The following is an 18,196-nucleotide window of genomic DNA, read 5'->3' as shown; positions in this document are numbered from 1 at the left end:
TTAGTCTTCCTGTTCCTCAAGAATGTCGTCCGCGCCGCTGGTATCGAGCGGGCGGCTTGCTGCGATCAGCTTGTCCGTCAGGATAAGCCGGGCCGATTGCACGTCGGCAAGGGGGAAGCTGACCGGGCCGGACTTTTTGTCGTCCACCGTGACGGTCTCTTGCCCCGGTTCACCCGCGATGCCCACCAGGTCGCCGTGCAGGCCCTTGCGGTTGCCTTCGACCGGGTTGACCAGGTTCAGCTTGATTTCATGGCCTGCCCACTTGGCGTAATCCTTGGGGCGGGTCAGCGGGCGGTCGATCCCCGGCGAACTGACTTCGAGCCGGTAGGCTTCGGCAATCAGGGTTTCGCCGGTGCTTTCCAGCTGGTCCATGCGATCGGAAATGCGGTGCGAGAGCGCGGCGCAGTCATCCAGCACAAGTTGCCCGGTCGCCGGGTCCTCGGCCATGATCTGCAAGGCAATCTCATCGTCGCCCACTTCGCTCTTGCCGAAGATGCGCACGCGCACGAGATCGAAGCCCAAGGCGTTGACCTCGGGTTCGATGACTTCGGTAAGGCGTGCGATATCGACCAAACGTAGCTCCACAAATGCCGGCATGGTGCAAAGCAGCTTCGCGCCGGCCCCTTTCGGCGCCAGCCCGTGCGTTGCTTCACCAATGACGGGATGAGGCGCAGATACGCGCGATTCCGGAAAATTGCAAGGGGGATAAGCGGGCAAATGGTGCGGGATGGATGAAGTCCACCCGCACGTCGGATGCAACGAGGCAGCCCTCAGGCGGCGACCGCTGCGGGCTCCGGACCGGACGGCATGACGATCTGCGGCAACACCCGGAAACCAGGCCGCGCCAGCAGGTAACCCTGGATATACCGCACGCCGATGCCGCGCAGGGCCTCGTATTCCGCGACCGTCTCCACCCCTTCGGCGATGACGACGATGCCCAGAGCCTGCGCCATGCGGATCATCCCTTCGACGATCAGGCGGCGCGGCATACTGGTATCGATGCCGCGCACCAGTTCCATGTCCAGCTTGAGCAGATCGGGCTGGAAGCGGGCGAGCAGGCCCAGCCCGGCGTGACCAGCCCCGAAATCGTCAAGCGCGGTGGAAAAACCCATCTTGCGATAGGATTCGACGATGTTCAGCAAGTGCGCGGGATCGGTGATCTGCTCGTTCTCGGTGAACTCGAAGATCAGGCGCTCCGCTGCGAAACCGGTGGCCGCAGCAGTCTTGAGCGTCAGCTGGATGCAGGCGAGAGGCGAATAGACCGCGTTGGGCAGGAAATTGATGGAGAGCTTCGCGCCCGTCTCGATGATCCCGGCAGCAACTGCGCCTTCGATCGCGGCAACCCGGCACTGCTGGTCGAACGCGTAGCGGTTCTCCGGCGTCACTTGCGCCAGAACCTGCGCCGCGCCCTCGCCGTTTCCGCCGCGCACAAGCGCCTCGTACGCGAACGGCAGACCGGTCTCGGTATCGACGATCGGCTGGAAAGCCATGGCGATATCGAACGCGCCATGCTCCTGCTTGCAGCCCTGACACCCAACTTGCATGATTCGCAGTCTCCTAGCCTCGCAGCGTACCGCCCAGACGATAAGATACTGTTAACTCGATTGAATTGGCGGACGGCCAGAACCGCCTGCGGATCGCGTCGTGCTGCAGTTCGATAGATTCCACGATGCCCTTAATCCCCACCATCTCGCATGGCCGAACGGACGCGTTGCAAGCGTCCGTTCGCCAAGACCCAGACCAGTTTGTTGGGTATCGTGATCACCGCCAGCGGCAACGGAATGTTGCGGCTCACAAAGGCGTGGATTTCGGTCGGCTGGCGGTCGAGAAAATGGGTCAGGAATAGTATTTCGGCGTGGCTTTTCCTGGCTGCAGTCATGTCCAGCGGAAAGCAGGCGCTCATGAACTTGCGCTCCCCTTTCACCGCGCCGTTGGGCCCAACATCGAACCGGTAATGGCCGCCTGCAGGGTATACGCCCGCGTCCATGGTCGACGTCAGAAAATACACCGGTATCGTACCGTCAGCCTGCGGCGGAAGCACCAGGGAATTGGGCGGGGAGGCCGAACATAGCGCATGGCCCGGCGTCGTAAACTTCGCCTTGGCGGCATCGCGCGCGGCCACCATGCGCAGAGCCAGTGGGGACAGGCTGGCGTCGGCACCTGGCGCCAACATTGCGCCGTCGACCTTTGCCGTGTCATCCACCCGGTAGCGAGCGACGGCGCGCAGGCTAGCCGAGGCCTGCGTAACGAACGTGACCTGCAACTGCCGATCGGCCAGGGGCTCGACGATGTAGCCTCCGAGCGCCAGATCCTTGTCCTCAGGCTTGCGTCCAGACGATTGCAAATCCGCGAGAAACCGATCGGTCGCATGCCATGCCGCTTGATCGTAACGAAACATCTGTTCGCCGCGCTCCTGCGCCGCATTCATCGCCGCCATTTCCGCCGCCGTGGGCGCGGCTGCGAAGGCCGGGGTTGAACAGAAGCTCCATACCGCGGCGAACGCAAACAGAATGCGCTTCATTAGTCTTACCCCCCACCAGCCCTGAGCCCATGCTTTTTCAGGCAATGGCGCAACTGGTCGTACGTCAGGCCAAGGTCTGCGGCAACCTTGCGCTGGTTCCAGCGCTGGCGTTCCAGCGCAGCCGTCAGCAAGGCGCACTCGTGCGCGTCCACCGCTTCGCGCAAGGATGCAGGTATAACAGCAGCAGGTGGAGGCGTCGTGTTTTCGGCGCAGGGTGACGGCGGGGTCGCGGCCTCTACCGGTGCCCAGGCGCTGGCGAACGCGTCGAACACCACTTCGGCGACCGGCGTGCTCTCGTCGCCCCAGCGATAGACGGCGCGCTCCACCACGTTGCGCAGTTCGCGCACGTTGCCGGGCCACGGATAGTCCTCCAACGCCGCCATCGCGCCTGCAGTGAAACCGGGAAACCGATCCCATCCCAGTTCGCTGGCCATGCGCCGGCCATAGAAATCGGCCAGTTCGGCAACGTCGCCTTCGCGGGCGCGCAGCGGCGGCAAGGTGATGACCTCGAAGCTCAGCCGGTCCAGCAGGTCGGCGCGGAACGTGCCTTGCGCGGCCATGCGCGGCAGGTCGGCGTTAGTGGCGGCAACGATGCGCACGTCCACCGTGAGCGGGCGGGACGCGCCGATGCGCACGACCTCGCCATATTCGATGGCGCGCAGCAGCCGTTCCTGCGCCGCCATCGACAGGTTGCCCAGCTCGTCGAGAAACAGCGTGCCCCGGTCCGCCTCCTCGAAACGACCGGCGCGCGCGCGGGTGGCGCCGGTGAACGCCCCGGCCTCATGCCCAAATAGTTCCGCCTCGATCAGGGTTTCAGGCAGCGCCGCGCAGTTGAGCGTGACCAGCGGCTCGCCCCAGCGCGGCGACAAGTGATGCAACCGCTGGGCGATCAGCTCCTTGCCGGTCCCCCGCTCGCCGATCACCAGCACCGGGCGGCGCACCGGCGCGGCCCGGCTGGCCCGCTCCACCGCATCGAGGAAGGCCGTGGATTGACCGATGAACTGGCTTTCGCGCTCCATATTCCCAATAGTTAGCAAAAATTCCCGTTCATTGGCAATTCATTTTGAACAGCGGTTGGCCGCGAAAGGGCAAAAGCGCGCAAAACCGGGCGTGCAGGCATTTGGCACGGTCATTGCGATAGGGTTTGGACGCAAGCGATTGCGCGTACGTTCAGGACCAGAGGAAACCGCAAGATGCTCCCCATCACCGCCACCCAGACCGGCCAGGGACCCGTCCGCTCCGCCCCCCTTCGCGCGGCCCCCCTTCGCGCCGCCTTTGCGAACGCCACGCTGGCCCGCACCAAGCTGGACTGGGCAATCATCGCCGCCCTGCTGGCGATGGGCGCGCTCAACCTGTACGTCATGGCTGACCAGTTCGGTGCGACCAAGGCGTATGCCGCCACGCACGAGGCCGGCACGCCGACCCGCGCCTGCGGAGCATCGCTCGCATGAGCAGGCTCGACGCGGAGATCGAAATCCTGCAAAATCCGGCGCAAGGCGCAGGGCACACCGCCCAACGCGCCGGCGCATACCGCCACGATGTTTTCACGGCAGCCAACGACTCCGCGTCACGGCCCGCCCATACCGCATTCGCACGAGGACACACCGCCATGGGCATCTTCAGCCGCACCCGCGATATCGTCGCCGCCAACTTCAACGACCTGCTAGAAAAAGCGGAAGACCCGGCCAAGATGATCCGCCTGATCATCCTGGAGATGGAGGAAACGCTGGTCGAAGTGCGCACCAGCAGCGCGCGCACCATCGCCGACCAGAAGGAACTGCGCCGCCACGTCGGCAAGCTCGACAAGCTGCAGGCCGACTGGGCGGACAAGGCGCAGCTGGCGCTGTCCAAGGGGCGTGAGGATCTGGCCCGCGCCGCGCTGCTAGAACGCAAGAAGGCCGCCGACATGGGCGAGCAGCTGGCCGGTGAGATCCTGGTCCTCGACGATGCCCTGCGCGCGTATGAAGCGGACATCGAAAAGCTGCAGAACCGCCTGCGCGAGGCGCGCAGCCGCCAGTCCTCGATCGCCGCACGCCTGCAGAGCGCCGAGAACCGCGTCAAACTGCGCACGCTGCTGGCCAGTGAGCGGGTGGACGAGGCCATGGCCCGGTTCGACCAGCTGGAACGCCGCGTCGATTACGCCGAAGGCCGGGCCGAGGCGATGAGCCTGTCCGACCGCCGCCAGCCGACTCTGGCAGACGAGATCGCGGCACTGGCCGATGGCGACACGATCGATGCCGAACTCGCCCAGATGAAGCGCGCGATGGCCGACAAGCCCGGCGCTGACCAGTAACGACCTTACAGAAGGGACCAGACCAGTGTCACGCGGACATTTCTATCTCGACAAGTCGAACGCCAAGATCTCGGGCGTGTGCGCCGGCATCGCGGATTATACCGATGTGGATGCGCTGTGGATCCGCATCGCTGCGGTGATGCTGCTGATCTTCGTGTCGCCGATCGTCATCCCGGTCTATATCGCCATCGCGGTGATGGCCGACAAGCGCCCGCTGGGGCTTTACAGCGAAGACGAGGAACTGCGCCTGCTGCGCCGGATGCGCCGCCGCCGCGATCGCAAGGGCCTGAATTTCGGCCCTGCCCTGCGCTCCAGCGCCTTGCGCAACGACTTGTCCGACATGGACCGGCGCATCGCGGAGATGGAAGCGCACTATTCGCACAGCAGCTCGCGCCTGGCGGCCGAGATCGACCAACTGCGCTGAAACGGCGCACCGGGTAACAGGGACAAGTACGTGGAAGACATCATCTGGATACTCATTCCGCTGGCACCATTCATCGTGGGCGGCTTCGCGATCTGGACCAAGCACCAGCACAAGCTGGCCGAATTGCAACTCGCAGCAACCGCCGAAAAGGCCGCGCAGTACGCGTCCAACAGCCGGGAACTGGAAGAACGGGTTCGCGTGCTGGAACGCATCATCACCGATGGCGGCTATGACACCGCACTGCAGATCGAGGCCCTGCGCGATACGCGTGAGGTTGAAGCCGCCCGCACGCCGCCGAGCACCCGCCAATGAGCCCGGGCGACTTCATGGGCCTGTGTGCGGTGCTGGTGACGATGATCGTGTTCGGCGCGATCCTTGCCGGCATGTACAAGCGCCGCCTCGCGTTCCTGGAACGGAAGCTGGAGATCACCGCCGGGGCCACGGCGGAAAAGGCCGCGCAGTATGCCACGCACAACACCGAACTGGAAAATCGCGTGCGTGTGCTCGAAAGGATCATTACGGAAGAAGGCAGCAGCCGCGACATCGCGCGTGAGATCGATGCGCTGCGCGACAGGCCGTTGATGGAGGTGATCAAGCGATGAGTTTCTGGACTGCCGTCGTCGTGCTGGCCGGGATCGGCTGCATCACCTGGCTCAAGGCCCAGCGCTATCGCGCCCTGGGCGATGCGGCCTCCGCTGACCGGATCGGGCGGCGCGGCCCCGCTTACGACCATTCCGCCCGCGAGCGTGAACTGGAACGCCAGGTTGAGGAAATGCGCAAGCGCATCATCGTGCTGGAACGCATCGCCACGGACGAAAAGCGCGGCAATGACTTGGCCCGCGAGATCGAATCGCTGCGCGAATAAACCACTGCGCGCGGCCCTACCTTGACTTCGCGAACCATTTAGGTTATACGCCGACAGCCGTGGTCCACGCCATCAGCGTCTGCTTACGAAGCGGTTCACGATGAAGCGGGCTTGCGCGCTTCACACCACGGTGGCGGGGCGCTTGTGCCCCAAGCCTCGGACCGGCGCTGATTGCGAGCCTGCGCCGCCGGACCGGAACCGCTTTCCCCCAAGGCCGAGCCGGGCTGAGAACGCTCCTACCCGGCCATTCGCGCGTGCATGCATCCCCCTCGCGTCCCGCAAAGGACGCCTTGGCGCCGACCCGATGTTCCTTTGGGTTCCCAAGCCAATCCCCGGCGCATCCCGCACTCGCCAGCGGGCGTGAACCTGTAAGCATGCGGCGCGTCAGGCCAGGAAATCGCGCGTGCGCTTCACCACTTCGCCCACATAGGCGCCCGGCATGCGGCCTCCGCGCGCGGCGCTGGCCAGCGGCACCGTCAAGTCCAGAATCACCCCGCGCGGCAAGGCGTCCACGAATTCGCGCAAGGGCAATTCGCCTTGGCCCGGTATCATCCGCTCGGTCATCGCTTCGGTCAGGTAATCGCCCTCCGCCCGGCGCGGCCCATCGGCAAGCTGGACGTGCCCGATCAGCGCGGGGTCCAGCAGCGCGATCTGGCGCACCGATCCGCCGGAGCGGAAGAAATGCAGCGCGTCGATCACCACGCTAGCCTTGCCCTCGCCGATCTGCTGCACCGCCGTGATAGCCTCGGCCAGTGAGCGGATGGTCAGCACCGGGCTGAATTCGATCGAAAAATCCATGCCGCGCGCCGCCGCCATATCGGCCAGCCCGGCAAGCTGGGCCACGGCCCTGTCACGCTCGGCCCCATGGTCGCTCGCGGCTACGCGCAGCGCCCCCAATTCGGCGAACAGGTCCATGTCACTGGCCGTTTGCGCGGTTTCGGCATCGCCATCGGGCCGCACCCGCAGGCCGCTGCCCAGGCATAGCGCCACCTTGCGCTCAGCCAGCACCGCCTTCAGATCGCGGCGAAGCTGCGCATTCTCGCGCAAAGACCAATGCGCATAACCGTGCGGGTTATAGCGATCGGGCAGCCGCTCCAGGCCCATGGATACAGCGCTGCAGCCAAGATCGGCCGCCAGCGTCACATGCTCCACCGGACCAAGCCCCATCACGGTCAGCAGATCGATCCCGAACGGGTGCGGCATTATCGCTCATCCTCTATCACCGCCGGCACCATAGCGCGTCGGCGGCGGGGAGACATCGATATTCGCGCGCACTGTCCAAACCGCAGTTCCATACAGCAGCAAGGCGCAGCGATGATCCGCCGCGCCTTGCGCTTCTCCCTGTCCCCTGGCTTTTCACGACGGTCCCAGCCGACCGGCGCGCATTCTCCCTGCGACGTTTCTCGTTCTATCCGGCGCGCCACCTTGCGGGTGCGACGCCGGCCACCCTCGTCCATAAGACCAGGACCACGTGTAGTGCTGTCAGGAATTGCGTCTTGACCAGCATCCATTTCCCATGACGACCCGTCTTTGCAGGTTCGCCCAACACTGTGCATTCAAGGCGTGAACACGGGTTTTGTCAAGCGTTACAGCTGGGCAAACAGCGCCAGCATCCGCTTCCACGCCCGGTCCGCCTCGTCCGGATCGTAGGCCGGCGAATCCGCCACGGTCCAGCCGTGATCAGCTGCGTAGACTTCCACTTCGGCGGGACGGCCCGCGCCCTTTGCCGCGTTTTCCAGATCGGCTTTTTGCTCCGGCTGCCTGGCCGCATCGTTGCGCGCGATCGCGAACAGATACCGCGCCTTGGTGGAGGCCAGCAGGCGATGCGGACTGTCCGGCGCGTCGGTTACCAGACCCGCGCCGTGCAGGGACGCCGCCGCCCCGACGCGCGCCGGCATGGCAGCGGCGGTGCGCACCGTGAACGGGCCGCCCATGCAATAGCCGTTGCTTCCGATCTTGCGCGCCGTGTCCACCGCGTCCTGCGTATCGAGGAAGGCGACGAACGCCTTGGCATCACGGGTGATCGCATCGGGGGTGAGTGCAGCGCGCATCGGGGCGACCTTGGCCTGGCCTTCGGGGGTCAGGTATTCCGAAAAGCTTTTCATGATCGGCGCCGGGCCAGAGCGGTAATATTGGTTGACCACCAGCACCGCGTAGCCTTGCGAGGCCAGGTTGCGCGCCATGATCTTGAACACGTCGCGCAGGCCCGCGATGTCGGGCCACATCACGATGCCGGGATGCTTGCCCTTGGCCGGATGCACGAAGAACGCATCGCACACCCCGTCCGCCGTGGTGATCGAAACCATGCGCTCGGTCAGCGGCGATCCGCCAGCAGCCGCTGCCGCGCCGGTGCAGCCCGCCAATGCCATGCTGGCGCCCAGCACCGTGAAGGTGCGCCGATCGAACCCGGTGATCTTCCCTTCAGCGGGCGAGGTGAAATCGGCGTCGCACATGATCGTAGTCTTTCGCAAAAGGGCCACACGTCCTTGTGCAAGAGCGCCCGGGCCGGCGCAAGGTTGCGATCAGCCCTCGGTGAAGTTCAGTTCCAGATTGACCGCGTTGGGATCGGCAAGAAAGATCTGCTTCAACCCGAGCTGGGGATGATCGCTGGTGCGGTAGGCGATACCCAGCGCGTCCAGCCCTGCGCATGCCTGAGCAAAGCCTGCGCACCGCAGCGCCACGTGATGCAGCGCATTGGTGGGTTGGCCCGGACGATACGCGTCGTATCGTCCCGCTGCCGACAGCCGGTCCACCAGGTGAACGACCGCCTGGCCATTGCCATCGCGCATCCAGTAACCGGCCATACCTTTGCCAATGGCCGGATTTTCGGCGCGAGTAAGGCCAAGGGCAGCCTCGTAAAAGCGCGCGGTGCCCTCAAGATCGTCGGTCAGGATGTTGACGTGGTCTATGCCGCTGATCTGCATCCCGCCCTCCCCGTGTCAGGCCGCAACAGCCGGTGTGCCGGTGCGCGCGGACAACGCGCCCTCGCATTCGGCCAGCAATGCGGCGATGATGTCGGCCACAGGCTCCTCTTTGGCGACCATGCCCACGGACTGGCCCGCCATGATTGAGCCGTTCTCGACATCGCCGTCGATCACCGCGCGGCGCAGCGCGCCCGCCCAGTAATGCTCGATCTCCAGCTGCGCGGCGCCCATATCCACTTCGCCGCTGTCCAGCTTGCGGGCAACCTCGATCTGCTTGGCGGTGAACGCCTCGGTGCCCTTGTTCTTCAGCGCGCGCACCGGAATCACCGGCAGGCGCGGATCGACCTGCACCGATGCGGTGGCATCGCGTGCAGAAGCGCGGAAGAACGCCTTCTTGAAGGCAGGGTGCGCGATCGATTCGCTGGCGCAGGCAAACCGGGTGCCAAGCTGCACGCCCGCCGCGCCCATCTCAAGGTATCCGGCGATCGCCTCGCCCCGGCCGATGCCGCCCGCCACGAATACCAGATGCTCGTCCGCCAGGCTGGGCAGGATTTCCTGCGCCAGCACAGACGTTGACACCGGGCCGATGTGGCCGCCCGCCTCCATGCCCTCGATCACCAGCGCGTCGGCGCCGGAGCGCAGCAGCTTGCGGCCCAGCGCCAGCGTGGGCGCAAAGCAGATGACCTTGGCGCCCCCCGCCGCGATCGCCTCGACGCTGCCCTTGGGCGGAATGCCGCCAGCCAGCACCACGTGCGTCACGCCGTGGCGCGCGCATACCGCGATCAGGTCGAACAGCTGGGGGTGCATGGTGATGAGGTTGACGCCAAACGGCTTGGCGGTGAGCGCCTTGGTCGCCGCGATCTCCGCATCCAGCAGCGCCGGGGTCATCGCGCCGCAGGCGATCACGCCAAAGCCCCCGGCGTTGCTGATCGCCGAAACCAGATTGCGCTCCGATACCCAGGACATCGCCCCACACAGGATGGCCGTTTCGCTGCCGAGAAATTCGCATCCGCGCGCCATCCGCGCCGCTGTCCTGGTATATGCGTTCATCATTAATCCATCTGGGCGCTAGTAGGATTGCGCCATATAAACACCAAGTGTTCTGCACAAGCAGTGCTGGTATCAGCGCATGTCGCGGCAGGCCTTAGCAAAAAATCGCAGGGAGAGAAGTGTCATGGATGAAGGGAAAGATCGTCAAACCCCTTTGCAGGGGTTTGCGGGCGGCGATACGTCCCGGCCCTCTTCGCTTCCGTGGCCCTCGTTCGACGAGGATGGCGCGCTGTCGCCAGCACAAGCGGAAGATCTCCTGTTCGAAGATATTCTCGAACTGGAAGGATCGCTGCGCGCCTCGATTGGCGATGCCGGTGGCGATGCCGGCGAGAGCCTGGACATACGCGGCATTGCAGGTGCTACAGACAGCGTTGCCTTGCGCGCAACCCGGGAAGCTGGCGCGTATCTTCGCGCATCGCTGCAGGCGTTGCGGGATGCCGCGCAGCGCGGGAATGCCGCCGCCACACAAGGCGCAAAGCAGGCCATGATCGATGCCCTGACGGCGCTGCGGCAACCGCCTGGTTGATCTGCACTAAACGACTTAGTTGCTTGTACCTAGCTTTGCTGATCGGCTTTGACGATCACAGAAAAGCGATTGTATAGCTTATGTTAGTCTCAGCATCGCGCTAGAACCAAGGGGTAAGGCCGGACCGCGAAAAGGCGAACCGGCCATGACTCAAGGAGAACAGCGATGTCTGGATCTAACCCTCCGATCGGCAAGTGCCCCTACGATCACAGCGCGCCGGGTGCCCTGAGCGCTACGCCGCTGACCACGGCTTCCGGTGCCCCGGTGCCCGATGGCATGAATTCGATGACCGCCGGGCCGCGCGGTCCGCTGCTGATGCAGGACGTGTGGCTGCTGGAAAAGATGGCCAACCTCAACCGCGAGGTGATCCCGGAGCGGCGCATGCACGCCAAGGGCTCCGGCGCGTTCGGTACCTTCACCGTGACCGGCGATGTCAGCCGCTATACCCGCGCCAAATTCCTGAGCGACGTCGGCAAGCAGACCGAGCTTTTCGCCCGCTTTACCACCGTTGCCGGTGAACGCGGCGCCGCCGATGCCGAGCGCGACATTCGCGGCTTCGCGGTGAAGTTCTACACCGAGGAAGGCAACTGGGACATGGTGGGCAACAACACCCCGGTGTTCTTCGTGCGCGATCCGCGCAAGTTTGCTGACCTGAACAAGGCGGTGAAGCGCGATCCGCGCACCAACCTGCGCAGCGCTACCAACAACTGGGACTTCTGGACCCTGCTGCCCGAAGCGCTGCACCAGGTCACCTACGTGATGGGCGACCGCGGCATTCCCAAGAGCTACCGCCACATGGACGGTTTCGGCAGCCACACCTATTCGTTCTACAACGAGGCCGGTGAGCGGTTCTGGGTGAAGTTCCACTTCAAGACCCAGCAGGGCCATGCGCATCTGACCGATGCCGAAGCGGCGCAAGTCGTGGCGGCGGACCGCGAATCCAACCAACGGGACCTGTTCGACGCGATCGAACGGGGAGACTATCCGCGCTGGAAGGTCATGATCCAGATCATGGCCGAGGACGAGGCGGCCACCTGTGGCTTCCATCCCTTCGACCTGACCAAGGTATGGTCGCAGAAGGACTATCCGCTGATCGAGGTCGGCATGATGGAGCTGAACCGCAACGCGGAGAACTTCTTCGCCGACGTGGAGCAGAGCGCGTTCGCCCCGTCCAACCTGGTGCCCGGCATCGGCGTTTCGCCGGACAAGATGCTGCAGGCGCGCCTGTTCGCCTACACGGACGCACAGCGCTATCGCCTTGGCGTCAACCACCATCAGATCCCGGTCAACGCACCGCGCTGCCCGGTGTTCAACAACCATCGCGATGGCCAGGGCCGGGTCGATGGCAACTATGGTGGCCGTCTGCACTACCACCCGAACTCGTTCGGCCAGTGGCAGGACCAGCCCGATTTCCGCGAACCGCCGATGAAGATCGACGGCAATGCCGACTTCTGGGATTTCCGGGAGGATGACGACGATTACTTCAGCCAGCCGCGCGACCTGTTCAACCTGATGGACGATGCGCAAAAACAGCGCCTGTTCGCCAACACGGCAGCGGCGATGGGCGATGCGCCGGACTTCATCAAGCAGCGCCACATCGACAATTGCGCGCGTTGCCATCCGGACTACGGCGCGGGCATTGCCGCCGCACTTGGCATGAGCGTTACCCCCGCGCTCCAGCCAGAGCCGGAACTGGCCGACTAACCACGCACATCCCAGCTTCCCCGCCGCACCAATCCCTCGATGCGGCGGGGCAGTCCTGCAGCGCCCGCATCATAAAACAACGCGGGCGCCGGGGCATCGTCGTGCCTGATCTGACCGTCAGGGACGCGTCAAACTACGACAGATCCCATGCGCGACCGGTTCATCCGCGCATGGGATCTTTTTTTGTATCGAGCAGGTTTGAGGGAGCTCAGGCCGCGGCATCGAGCCCGTAGGCGGTGTGCAGCACGCGCACGGCCAGTTCGGTCTCGTCGGTGTCGATCAGGACCGACACCTTGATCTCGCTGGTGGAGATGGCGATGATGTTGATGCCGCGATCGGCCAGCGTCTTGAACATCGTTGCCGCAACGCCGGCATGGCTGCGCATGCCGACACCCACGACGCTGATCTTGGCGACATTGCCTTCCGCGATCATGCGGTAGAAGCCGATCTCGTCCTTGCGCGCTTCCAGCATGGCCTGCGCGCGCGTCAGGTCGGACTGGGGCACGGTGAACGTTACGTCCGTCTCGCCTAGGTCCTTCGCCACGTTCTGGATGATCATGTCGACGTTGATGTTCGAATCGGCAAGCGGCGCGAAAATCGAGGCCACCGCGCCGGGCCGGTCGGCAATGCGGGTGAGCGTGATCTTCGCCTCGTTCTTGTCGGCGGCGATGCCGGTGATGAGCTGACGTTCCATGTCGCTTCCCTCTAGTTCTTCGTCGCTGACAATCAGGGTGCCGGGGATGGTATCCGCCGCCGGCGCGGTCTCGTCGATGAACGAGGAGAGCACTTGCACGCGCACCTTCTCCTTCATCGCCAGGCTGACCGAGCGGGTCTGCAGCACTTTGGAGCCGACCGAGGCCAGTTCCAGCATTTCCTCATACGTCACCAGCGGCAGCTTGCGCGCCTTGGCAACGATGCGCGGGTCGGTCGTGTAAACGCCGTCCACGTCGGTGTAGATGTCGCAGCGATCGGCCTTGACCGCAGCGGCCACCGCCACTGCCGAAGTGTCCGACCCACCGCGCCCCAGCGTGGTAACGCGCCCTTGTGGGGATACGCCCTGAAAGCCGGGGATCACCGCGATTTCACCAGCGGCCATCGAGGCGGTCAACGCGTCGGCGTCGATATCCTCGATCCGGGCCTTGGCGTGGGCATCGTCGGTCTTGATCGGCACCTGCCAGCCCAGCCACGAACGTGCTTTGCAGCCCATCGCCTGCAGGGTGAGCGCCAGCAGGCCAGAGGTCACCTGCTCGCCCGAAGCCACGACCACGTCGTATTCGGCCGGATCGTAGAGCGCATTCGCCTCGCGGCAGAAATTGACCAGCCGGTCGGTCTCGCCCGCCATCGCGGAAACGACCACGGCCACTTCGTGCCCGGCATCCTGCTGGCGCTTGACGATGCCCGCCACGCGCCGGATGCGCTCGGAACCGGCCATCGACGTGCCGCCGAATTTCATCACGATACGTGCCAAGGCCACGTTGCTCCCGCGTAGAGTGGAAAAGAGTCGGTCGGGCTGGTAAGGGGGGATCATGGACAATGCAACCGCAACAATTCCGCACGCACCCCTCCCCCCCAGCGCAACAATCGATCCCAAAGAGGCCGCGCACTTTGGCGCACTGGCGGCGGACTGGTGGGATCCAAAGGGTTCGTCCGCCATGCTGCACACGCTGAACCCGGTGCGCCTGGCCTTCGTGCGCGACGCGATCGACGCGCATTTTGGCGGCGACACGCGCAGCGTGCGCCCGTTGTCCCGCAAGCGCGCGCTGGATGCCGGCTGCGGCGCGGGCCTGCTGTGCGAACCGCTGGCCCGGATGGACGCCGATGTCACCGGCGTTGACGCGGCGCCCGAAAACATCGCGGCGGCCCGCACCCACGCCGCCGCGATGGGCCTGTCGATCGATTACCGCGCGGGCGAACTGGGCACGCTGGGCCTGTCGGGCTACGATCTGGTCTGCTCGCTCGAAGTGATCGAGCATGTGACCGACAAGGCCGCGTTCCTGCGCCATCTCGCCGCCGCCATGGCGCCGCGCGGGCTGATGATCCTGTCCTGCCCCAATCGCACCGTGCGCTCACGCGTGATGTTGGTGGAAGCGGCGGAGCGGCTGGGCAAAGTGCCGCGCGGCACGCATGACTGGGGCCAGTTCGTGACGCCGGAAGAACTGGCCGCGCTGGCGCGCGACGCCGGGCTGGAACTGGGCACGCCGCGCGGGATCGCTTGGTCGCCGGTAAAAGGGCTGCATCTGTCTGACGACATGGCGCTGAATTACATCGTCACCGCCCGCAAGGCCTGACGCTCACGCGCCTGCCAGCAGCGCCTCGATCGCGGCAGCGGCCTGCGCCTCACGCGCGTGCCACGCCCCGGCGATGCGAATGAAGGGCACGCCGGCGCGCACCAGCATCTCTTCGGCCAGCGCGGCAAAGCGGGCCCGCGCCTCATCCTCGCCAAAGAAGCGGGTGCCATCCTCGCGCCAAGGAACGTCCGCCTCGAACAGCAGATACAAGTCCGCCTTGGGATAGCCGAGCAGTTCGTCCGGCACGTGGCCGAACAGCATCTGCGCCCATGCCGCCGTCATCAACTGGTCGGTATCGAGCAGCAGGACCGGCGGGGCGGCTTCCATCGCATGGCGGTTCAGCCGTGCCTGCCCGCGCGCGATCACCAGCAGGTCCGCCATCGTCAGGTCAACGCCGCGCTCCTCGGTATAGGTGCGGCCATATTCGGGCACGTAGGGCCAGCCGCGTTCCACCAGAAAGTGTTCGCACAACACAGACTTGCCGGTGCTTTCGGCACCGTGGAAACACACCGTCTTCATACTGCCTTCCGATAGGCGGCGATCCAGGTCCGCAGGCCCAGCGCGGACATCGCCAGGAACACCACATATAGTGCCGCCGTGGGCCACAGCCCTTTGGCGATGTATACCGCGATGGACGCCACATCGATCGCGATCCAAACCACCCAGTTCTCGATCCGGCGCAGCCCTAGCAGGATCTGCGCCGCGATGCTGGCCCCGGCGATCGCGGCATCGGCATAGGGCAGCGCCGCGTCGGTAAAGCGGTGCATCACCCAGCCCAGGTTCAGCGCCAGAACCGCCGTGGCCGCGCCCCAGCCCAGCCGGGCCAGCGGCGACAGCCAGCGCACCGGCACCTCCGCCTCTCCGTCAAGGTCGCGGCGGGCAGCGCGCCTCCACAACACCCAGCCCCACGCTTGCGCGGCGAAGAAGAACAGCTGCAGCCCCGCTTCGCCGTACAGCCGCGCCTGAAAGAACACGACCGCATACAGCGCCACCATCGCCATGCCGAACGGATAGTTCCACACGCTGCGACGCACCAGCAGCGCGATGTTGGCAAGCCCCAGCAAGGCCGCGATCCATTCCGTCCAGTTCAAAACCGCGCGCCTGCCAAACCGATGACTGTCAACCCAGCGCCGCCGCCCATTCGGCCTCCTTGAAGCCGACCAGCAGGCCGCCGGGATGCTCAACCACGGGCCGCTTGATTGTACTGGGATTGGCCACCATCAGCGCAATCGCCCGACCTGCGTCAAGGTTCGCCTTATCCGCTTCGGGCAGCTTGCGAAACGTGGTGCCGGCCCGGTTCAGCACCGTGTCCAGCCCCGCCGCCGCGATCCATGCAGCCAGCTTTCCCGGATCGGCGCCTTCCTTCTTGTAATCATGAAACCGGTAAGCAATCCCGCGCCCGTCCATCCAGGCCCGCGCCTTCTTGACCGTGTCGCAATTGGGAATGCCGTAAATATCTGTCATTTTCGAAACTCAGCATGTTGGCATGGGAGGACTTTTTGACGAGTAGTTAGGCGATCATTGACCGCTAAACACACGACCCGTTGCTTTCAGCAATTTGAAAGCCAATAATCCGATGACTGCTCCCCAGCCTGCCGAAAACAGAAGCAAGAAGAAGGAAACAGCCCAACGAGCGGGTGCAGCGGCGTTCGGCAACCCGATAAATATCGGAGCAGCCGATAGTGCCGCGGCGGCGCAAGGCCAAACCAGTCGTGGCTGGGCACGTTTCATGAGTGATGCGACGATCAAGGTGATTATCGTTAAAAGCGCGCTGTAGGGCATGACCAAGATCGATGAGAAATCCATCTTTCCGTTCTGCCATGCGCCGTCAAAGCGATCCAGAGGCGAATTTGCAGCGCTGGACAAAGCGCGCGTTTGGCGACAAGGCGCGCAGGTTATGAGCGTGAACAGCTTTGGTCGCCTTTTCCGTTTCACCACTTGGGGCGAAAGCCACGGGCCCGCGATCGGTGCGGTGGTGGACGGGTGCCCGCCGGGACTGTCGCTTGACGAAGGCGTGATCCAGCCGTTTCTCGATGCGCGCCGTCCGGGCCAGTCCAAATACACCACCCAGCGCCAGGAACCGGACGCGGTGCGCATCCTGTCCGGCGTTTTTGAAGGGCGCACCACCGGCACCCCGATCAGCCTGATGATCGAGAATGTGGACCAGCGATCGAAGGACTATTCCGATGTCGCCACGGCCTATCGCCCCGGCCATGCGGATTATGCCTACGACGCCAAGTACGGCTTTCGCGATTATCGCGGCGGCGGGCGTTCGTCCGCCCGCGAAACCGCCAGCCGGGTGGCGGCGGGCGCGGTGGCGCGGCTGGTCATTCCAGAAGTGACGATCCGGGCCTACGTGTCTGAGATCGGCGGCGACATGATCGATCCGGGCAATTTCGACGAGCACGAGATCGGCAACAACCCGTTCTTCTGCCCCGACGTGGCGGCGGCCAGGCGGTGGGAAGAGATCGTCGACGATGCCCGCAAGTCAGGCTCCTCGGTCGGCGCGGTGGTGGAATGCTATGCCACCGGCGTGCCGGCGGGCTGGGGCGCGCCGCTGTATGGCAAGCTGGACGCCGATCTGGCCGGCGCCATGATGGGCATCAATGCGGTGAAGGGCGTGGAGATTGGCGACGGGTTTGCCGCCGCGCGGCTTTCCGGCGAAGAAAACGCGGACCCGATGCGCCCGGCGATGGAAGGGCCGGACGGCGCGCCGGCGTTCCTGGCCAATCACGCGGGCGGCATCGCCGGGGGCATTTCCACCGGCCAGCCGGTAACCTGCCGCGTGGCGTTCAAGCCGACCAGTTCCATCCTCACCCCGCAGCAGACCATCACCCGCGATGGGCAGGCGGCGGAGATGTTCACGAAGGGTCGGCACGATCCGTGCGTCGGGATTCGCGGGGTTCCGGTTGTGGAAGCGATGATGGCGCTGGTGCTGGCGGACCACAAGTTGCTGCATCGGGGGCAGTGCGGCTGACGCCGGCCTGTTCGCCGCGTTCAGCCAAGCGACGCCGCACCAGCAATACAATACCGGCGATCACCGCCACAACTACCACGATCGCCACCACCATGCCGGGGCTCGGGCTGAAACGGCCCATCGCCTTTTCGATCGCGTGGCCGAAGAAATAGCCTGCACTGATGAAGGTCACCCCCCACACCGCCGCCGCGACGGCGTTCACCAGCAGGAACGTGCGCGCGGGCAACCGCGTGGTGCCAATCGCGATCGGGCTTACCGTGCGCAGGCCATAGATGAAACGGAAGGCGAACACGAACAGCGCTGGGTGCTTGTCGAAAATCTCCAGCGCCTTGGCGAACGCGGGCTTTTGCTGCGCCTTGCGCACGAAGGCATGATCGCGGAAACGCCGGCCCAGCAGGAAGAATATCTGGTCCGCCACGAAAGATCCGCAGGTCGCCGCTATCACCGCAGGCACAAACGCAAGCAGCCCCTTGTGCACCATGATGCCGCCGATGATGACCACCGTCTCACCCTCGATACCGGCACCGACGAACAGGCCGGGCAGTCCGTACTGGGCAATGATGTGATCGAGAGAGATGGCGGTGCCCTTCGCTGGCGGGATACGCCGCGTTGGGGCGGTAGTTT

General features: G+C 64.9%; 24 protein-coding genes. 11 read left to right on the top strand and 13 right to left on the bottom strand.

Annotation, left to right across the window (positions count from 1 at the left end; translation table 11 throughout):
• The 4 genes from rimP to pspF form a co-directional block, all read right to left on the bottom strand.
• Positions 1–573: a ribosome maturation protein RimP gene (rimP, locus tag ASE49_RS02920; RefSeq protein WP_056768666.1), complete on the bottom strand. Its 573-nt coding sequence runs from the start codon at positions 571–573 to the stop codon at positions 1–3.
• Positions 574–770: 197 nt separating this feature from the next.
• Positions 771–1,544 (bottom strand): EAL domain-containing protein, encoded by a 774-nt coding sequence (locus tag ASE49_RS02915; RefSeq protein ID WP_235522798.1) that lies wholly within the window; start codon positions 1,542–1,544, stop codon positions 771–773.
• 131 nt (positions 1,545–1,675) lie between these two features.
• Positions 1,676–2,521: a hypothetical protein gene (locus tag ASE49_RS02910; RefSeq protein ID WP_056768563.1), complete on the bottom strand. Its 846-nt coding sequence runs from the start codon at positions 2,519–2,521 to the stop codon at positions 1,676–1,678.
• A gap of 5 nt (positions 2,522–2,526) precedes the next feature.
• Positions 2,527–3,540, bottom strand: a complete 1,014-nt coding sequence (pspF, locus tag ASE49_RS02905; protein WP_056768562.1) for a phage shock protein operon transcriptional activator — start codon at positions 3,538–3,540, stop codon at positions 2,527–2,529.
• 174 nt (positions 3,541–3,714) lie between these two features.
• Between pspF and ASE49_RS02900 the strand changes: the two genes are divergently transcribed.
• From ASE49_RS02900 to ASE49_RS02875, 6 genes are read left to right on the top strand one after another with little or no spacing between them, the layout of a single operon-like run.
• Positions 3,715–3,972, top strand: a complete 258-nt coding sequence (locus tag ASE49_RS02900; RefSeq protein WP_056768561.1) for a hypothetical protein — start codon at positions 3,715–3,717, stop codon at positions 3,970–3,972.
• Positions 3,969–4,814 (top strand): phage shock protein PspA, encoded by an 846-nt coding sequence (gene pspA, locus ASE49_RS02895; RefSeq protein ID WP_082456258.1) that lies wholly within the window; start codon positions 3,969–3,971, stop codon positions 4,812–4,814. Before ASE49_RS02900 ends, pspA begins: the two co-directional genes overlap by 4 nt.
• Positions 4,815–4,839: 25 nt before the next feature.
• A complete protein-coding gene (locus ASE49_RS02890; protein WP_056768560.1) occupies positions 4,840–5,238 on the top strand; it encodes a PspC domain-containing protein in 399 nt (132 codons plus the stop codon).
• A gap of 30 nt (positions 5,239–5,268) precedes the next feature.
• Positions 5,269–5,550, top strand: a complete 282-nt coding sequence (locus tag ASE49_RS02885) for a hypothetical protein (RefSeq protein WP_056768559.1) — start codon at positions 5,269–5,271, stop codon at positions 5,548–5,550.
• A complete protein-coding gene (locus tag ASE49_RS02880; RefSeq protein ID WP_056768558.1) occupies positions 5,547–5,840 on the top strand; it encodes a hypothetical protein in 294 nt (97 codons plus the stop codon). Before ASE49_RS02885 ends, ASE49_RS02880 begins: the two co-directional genes overlap by 4 nt.
• Complete coding sequence (locus ASE49_RS02875) at positions 5,837–6,103, top strand: hypothetical protein (protein WP_056768557.1); 267 nt, start codon at positions 5,837–5,839, stop codon at positions 6,101–6,103. The genes ASE49_RS02880 and ASE49_RS02875 overlap by 4 nt, the downstream gene beginning before the upstream one ends.
• Positions 6,104–6,487: 384 nt before the next feature.
• Here ASE49_RS02875 and ASE49_RS02870 read toward each other — a convergent pair whose 3' ends face one another.
• From ASE49_RS02870 to ASE49_RS02855, 4 genes are all read right to left on the bottom strand, one after another.
• Positions 6,488–7,306, bottom strand: coding sequence for a sugar phosphate isomerase/epimerase family protein (locus ASE49_RS02870; RefSeq protein ID WP_056768556.1), 819 nt, complete (start codon positions 7,304–7,306; stop codon positions 6,488–6,490).
• Between the two features lie 383 nt (positions 7,307–7,689).
• Positions 7,690–8,556: a dienelactone hydrolase family protein gene (locus ASE49_RS02865; protein ID WP_056768555.1), complete on the bottom strand. Its 867-nt coding sequence runs from the start codon at positions 8,554–8,556 to the stop codon at positions 7,690–7,692.
• A 69-nt stretch (positions 8,557–8,625) separates the two neighbouring features.
• Complete coding sequence (locus ASE49_RS02860; protein WP_056768554.1) at positions 8,626–9,027, bottom strand: glyoxalase/bleomycin resistance/extradiol dioxygenase family protein; 402 nt, start codon at positions 9,025–9,027, stop codon at positions 8,626–8,628.
• 15 nt (positions 9,028–9,042) lie between these two features.
• The gene (locus ASE49_RS02855; RefSeq protein ID WP_056768664.1) at positions 9,043–10,077 is read right to left on the bottom strand and encodes an NAD(P)H-dependent flavin oxidoreductase; all 1,035 of its coding nucleotides are present in this window, start codon (positions 10,075–10,077) and stop codon (positions 9,043–9,045) included.
• A gap of 79 nt (positions 10,078–10,156) precedes the next feature.
• On the opposite strand from ASE49_RS02855, the gene ASE49_RS02850 reads away from it, so the two are divergent.
• On the top strand, positions 10,157–10,603 hold the full coding sequence (locus tag ASE49_RS02850; protein WP_156370045.1) for a hypothetical protein: 447 nt from the start codon (positions 10,157–10,159) through the stop codon (positions 10,601–10,603).
• Between the two features lie 165 nt (positions 10,604–10,768).
• Entirely contained in the window at positions 10,769–12,307 is a 1,539-nt protein-coding gene (locus tag ASE49_RS02845) for a catalase (protein ID WP_082456257.1), read from the top strand.
• Between the two features lie 208 nt (positions 12,308–12,515).
• Here the strand turns inward: ASE49_RS02845 and ASE49_RS02840 are convergent, their stop codons facing one another.
• Complete coding sequence (locus ASE49_RS02840) at positions 12,516–13,775, bottom strand: aspartate kinase (RefSeq protein WP_056768552.1); 1,260 nt, start codon at positions 13,773–13,775, stop codon at positions 12,516–12,518.
• Positions 13,776–13,833: 58 nt separating this feature from the next.
• Between ASE49_RS02840 and ubiG the strand changes: the two genes are divergently transcribed.
• Positions 13,834–14,595 (top strand): bifunctional 2-polyprenyl-6-hydroxyphenol methylase/3-demethylubiquinol 3-O-methyltransferase UbiG, encoded by a 762-nt coding sequence (gene ubiG / locus ASE49_RS02835; RefSeq protein WP_056768551.1) that lies wholly within the window; start codon positions 13,834–13,836, stop codon positions 14,593–14,595.
• Positions 14,596–14,598: 3 nt separating this feature from the next.
• On the opposite strand, the gene ASE49_RS02830 is transcribed toward ubiG, so the two are convergent.
• Genes ASE49_RS02830 through ASE49_RS02820 form a run of 3 tightly spaced genes read right to left on the bottom strand, consistent with a single transcriptional unit; the run spans position 14,599 to position 16,059 of the window.
• The gene (locus tag ASE49_RS02830) at positions 14,599–15,114 is read right to left on the bottom strand and encodes an AAA family ATPase (RefSeq protein WP_056768550.1); all 516 of its coding nucleotides are present in this window, start codon (positions 15,112–15,114) and stop codon (positions 14,599–14,601) included.
• The gene (gene pnuC / locus ASE49_RS02825) at positions 15,111–15,686 is read right to left on the bottom strand and encodes a nicotinamide riboside transporter PnuC (RefSeq protein ID WP_056768549.1); all 576 of its coding nucleotides are present in this window, start codon (positions 15,684–15,686) and stop codon (positions 15,111–15,113) included. Before pnuC ends, ASE49_RS02830 begins: the two co-directional genes overlap by 4 nt.
• A 28-nt stretch (positions 15,687–15,714) precedes the next feature.
• Entirely contained in the window at positions 15,715–16,059 is a 345-nt protein-coding gene (locus tag ASE49_RS02820) for an arsenate reductase (RefSeq protein ID WP_056768548.1), read from the bottom strand.
• 112 nt (positions 16,060–16,171) lie between these two features.
• Between ASE49_RS02820 and ASE49_RS02815 the strand changes: the two genes are divergently transcribed.
• Positions 16,172–16,372 (top strand): hypothetical protein, encoded by a 201-nt coding sequence (locus tag ASE49_RS02815; RefSeq protein ID WP_056768547.1) that lies wholly within the window; start codon positions 16,172–16,174, stop codon positions 16,370–16,372.
• Positions 16,373–16,492: 120 nt separating this feature from the next.
• Positions 16,493–17,572, top strand: a complete 1,080-nt coding sequence (gene aroC / locus ASE49_RS02810; protein WP_056768662.1) for a chorismate synthase — start codon at positions 16,493–16,495, stop codon at positions 17,570–17,572.
• Here the strand turns inward: aroC and ASE49_RS17595 are convergent.
• Positions 17,457–18,074 (bottom strand): DedA family protein, encoded by a 618-nt coding sequence (locus ASE49_RS17595; RefSeq protein WP_235522797.1) that lies wholly within the window; start codon positions 18,072–18,074, stop codon positions 17,457–17,459. The two genes, aroC and ASE49_RS17595, sit on opposite strands and share 116 nt — an antisense overlap.
• Between the last annotated feature and the right edge of the window lie 122 nt (positions 18,075–18,196).

Source organism: Novosphingobium sp. Leaf2 (assembly GCF_001421325.1).
Lineage (GTDB): Bacteria > Pseudomonadota > Alphaproteobacteria > Sphingomonadales > Sphingomonadaceae > Novosphingobium.
Note: the sequence above shows the minus strand (reverse complement) of the source record. Positions and strands in the feature narration are given on the sequence as shown.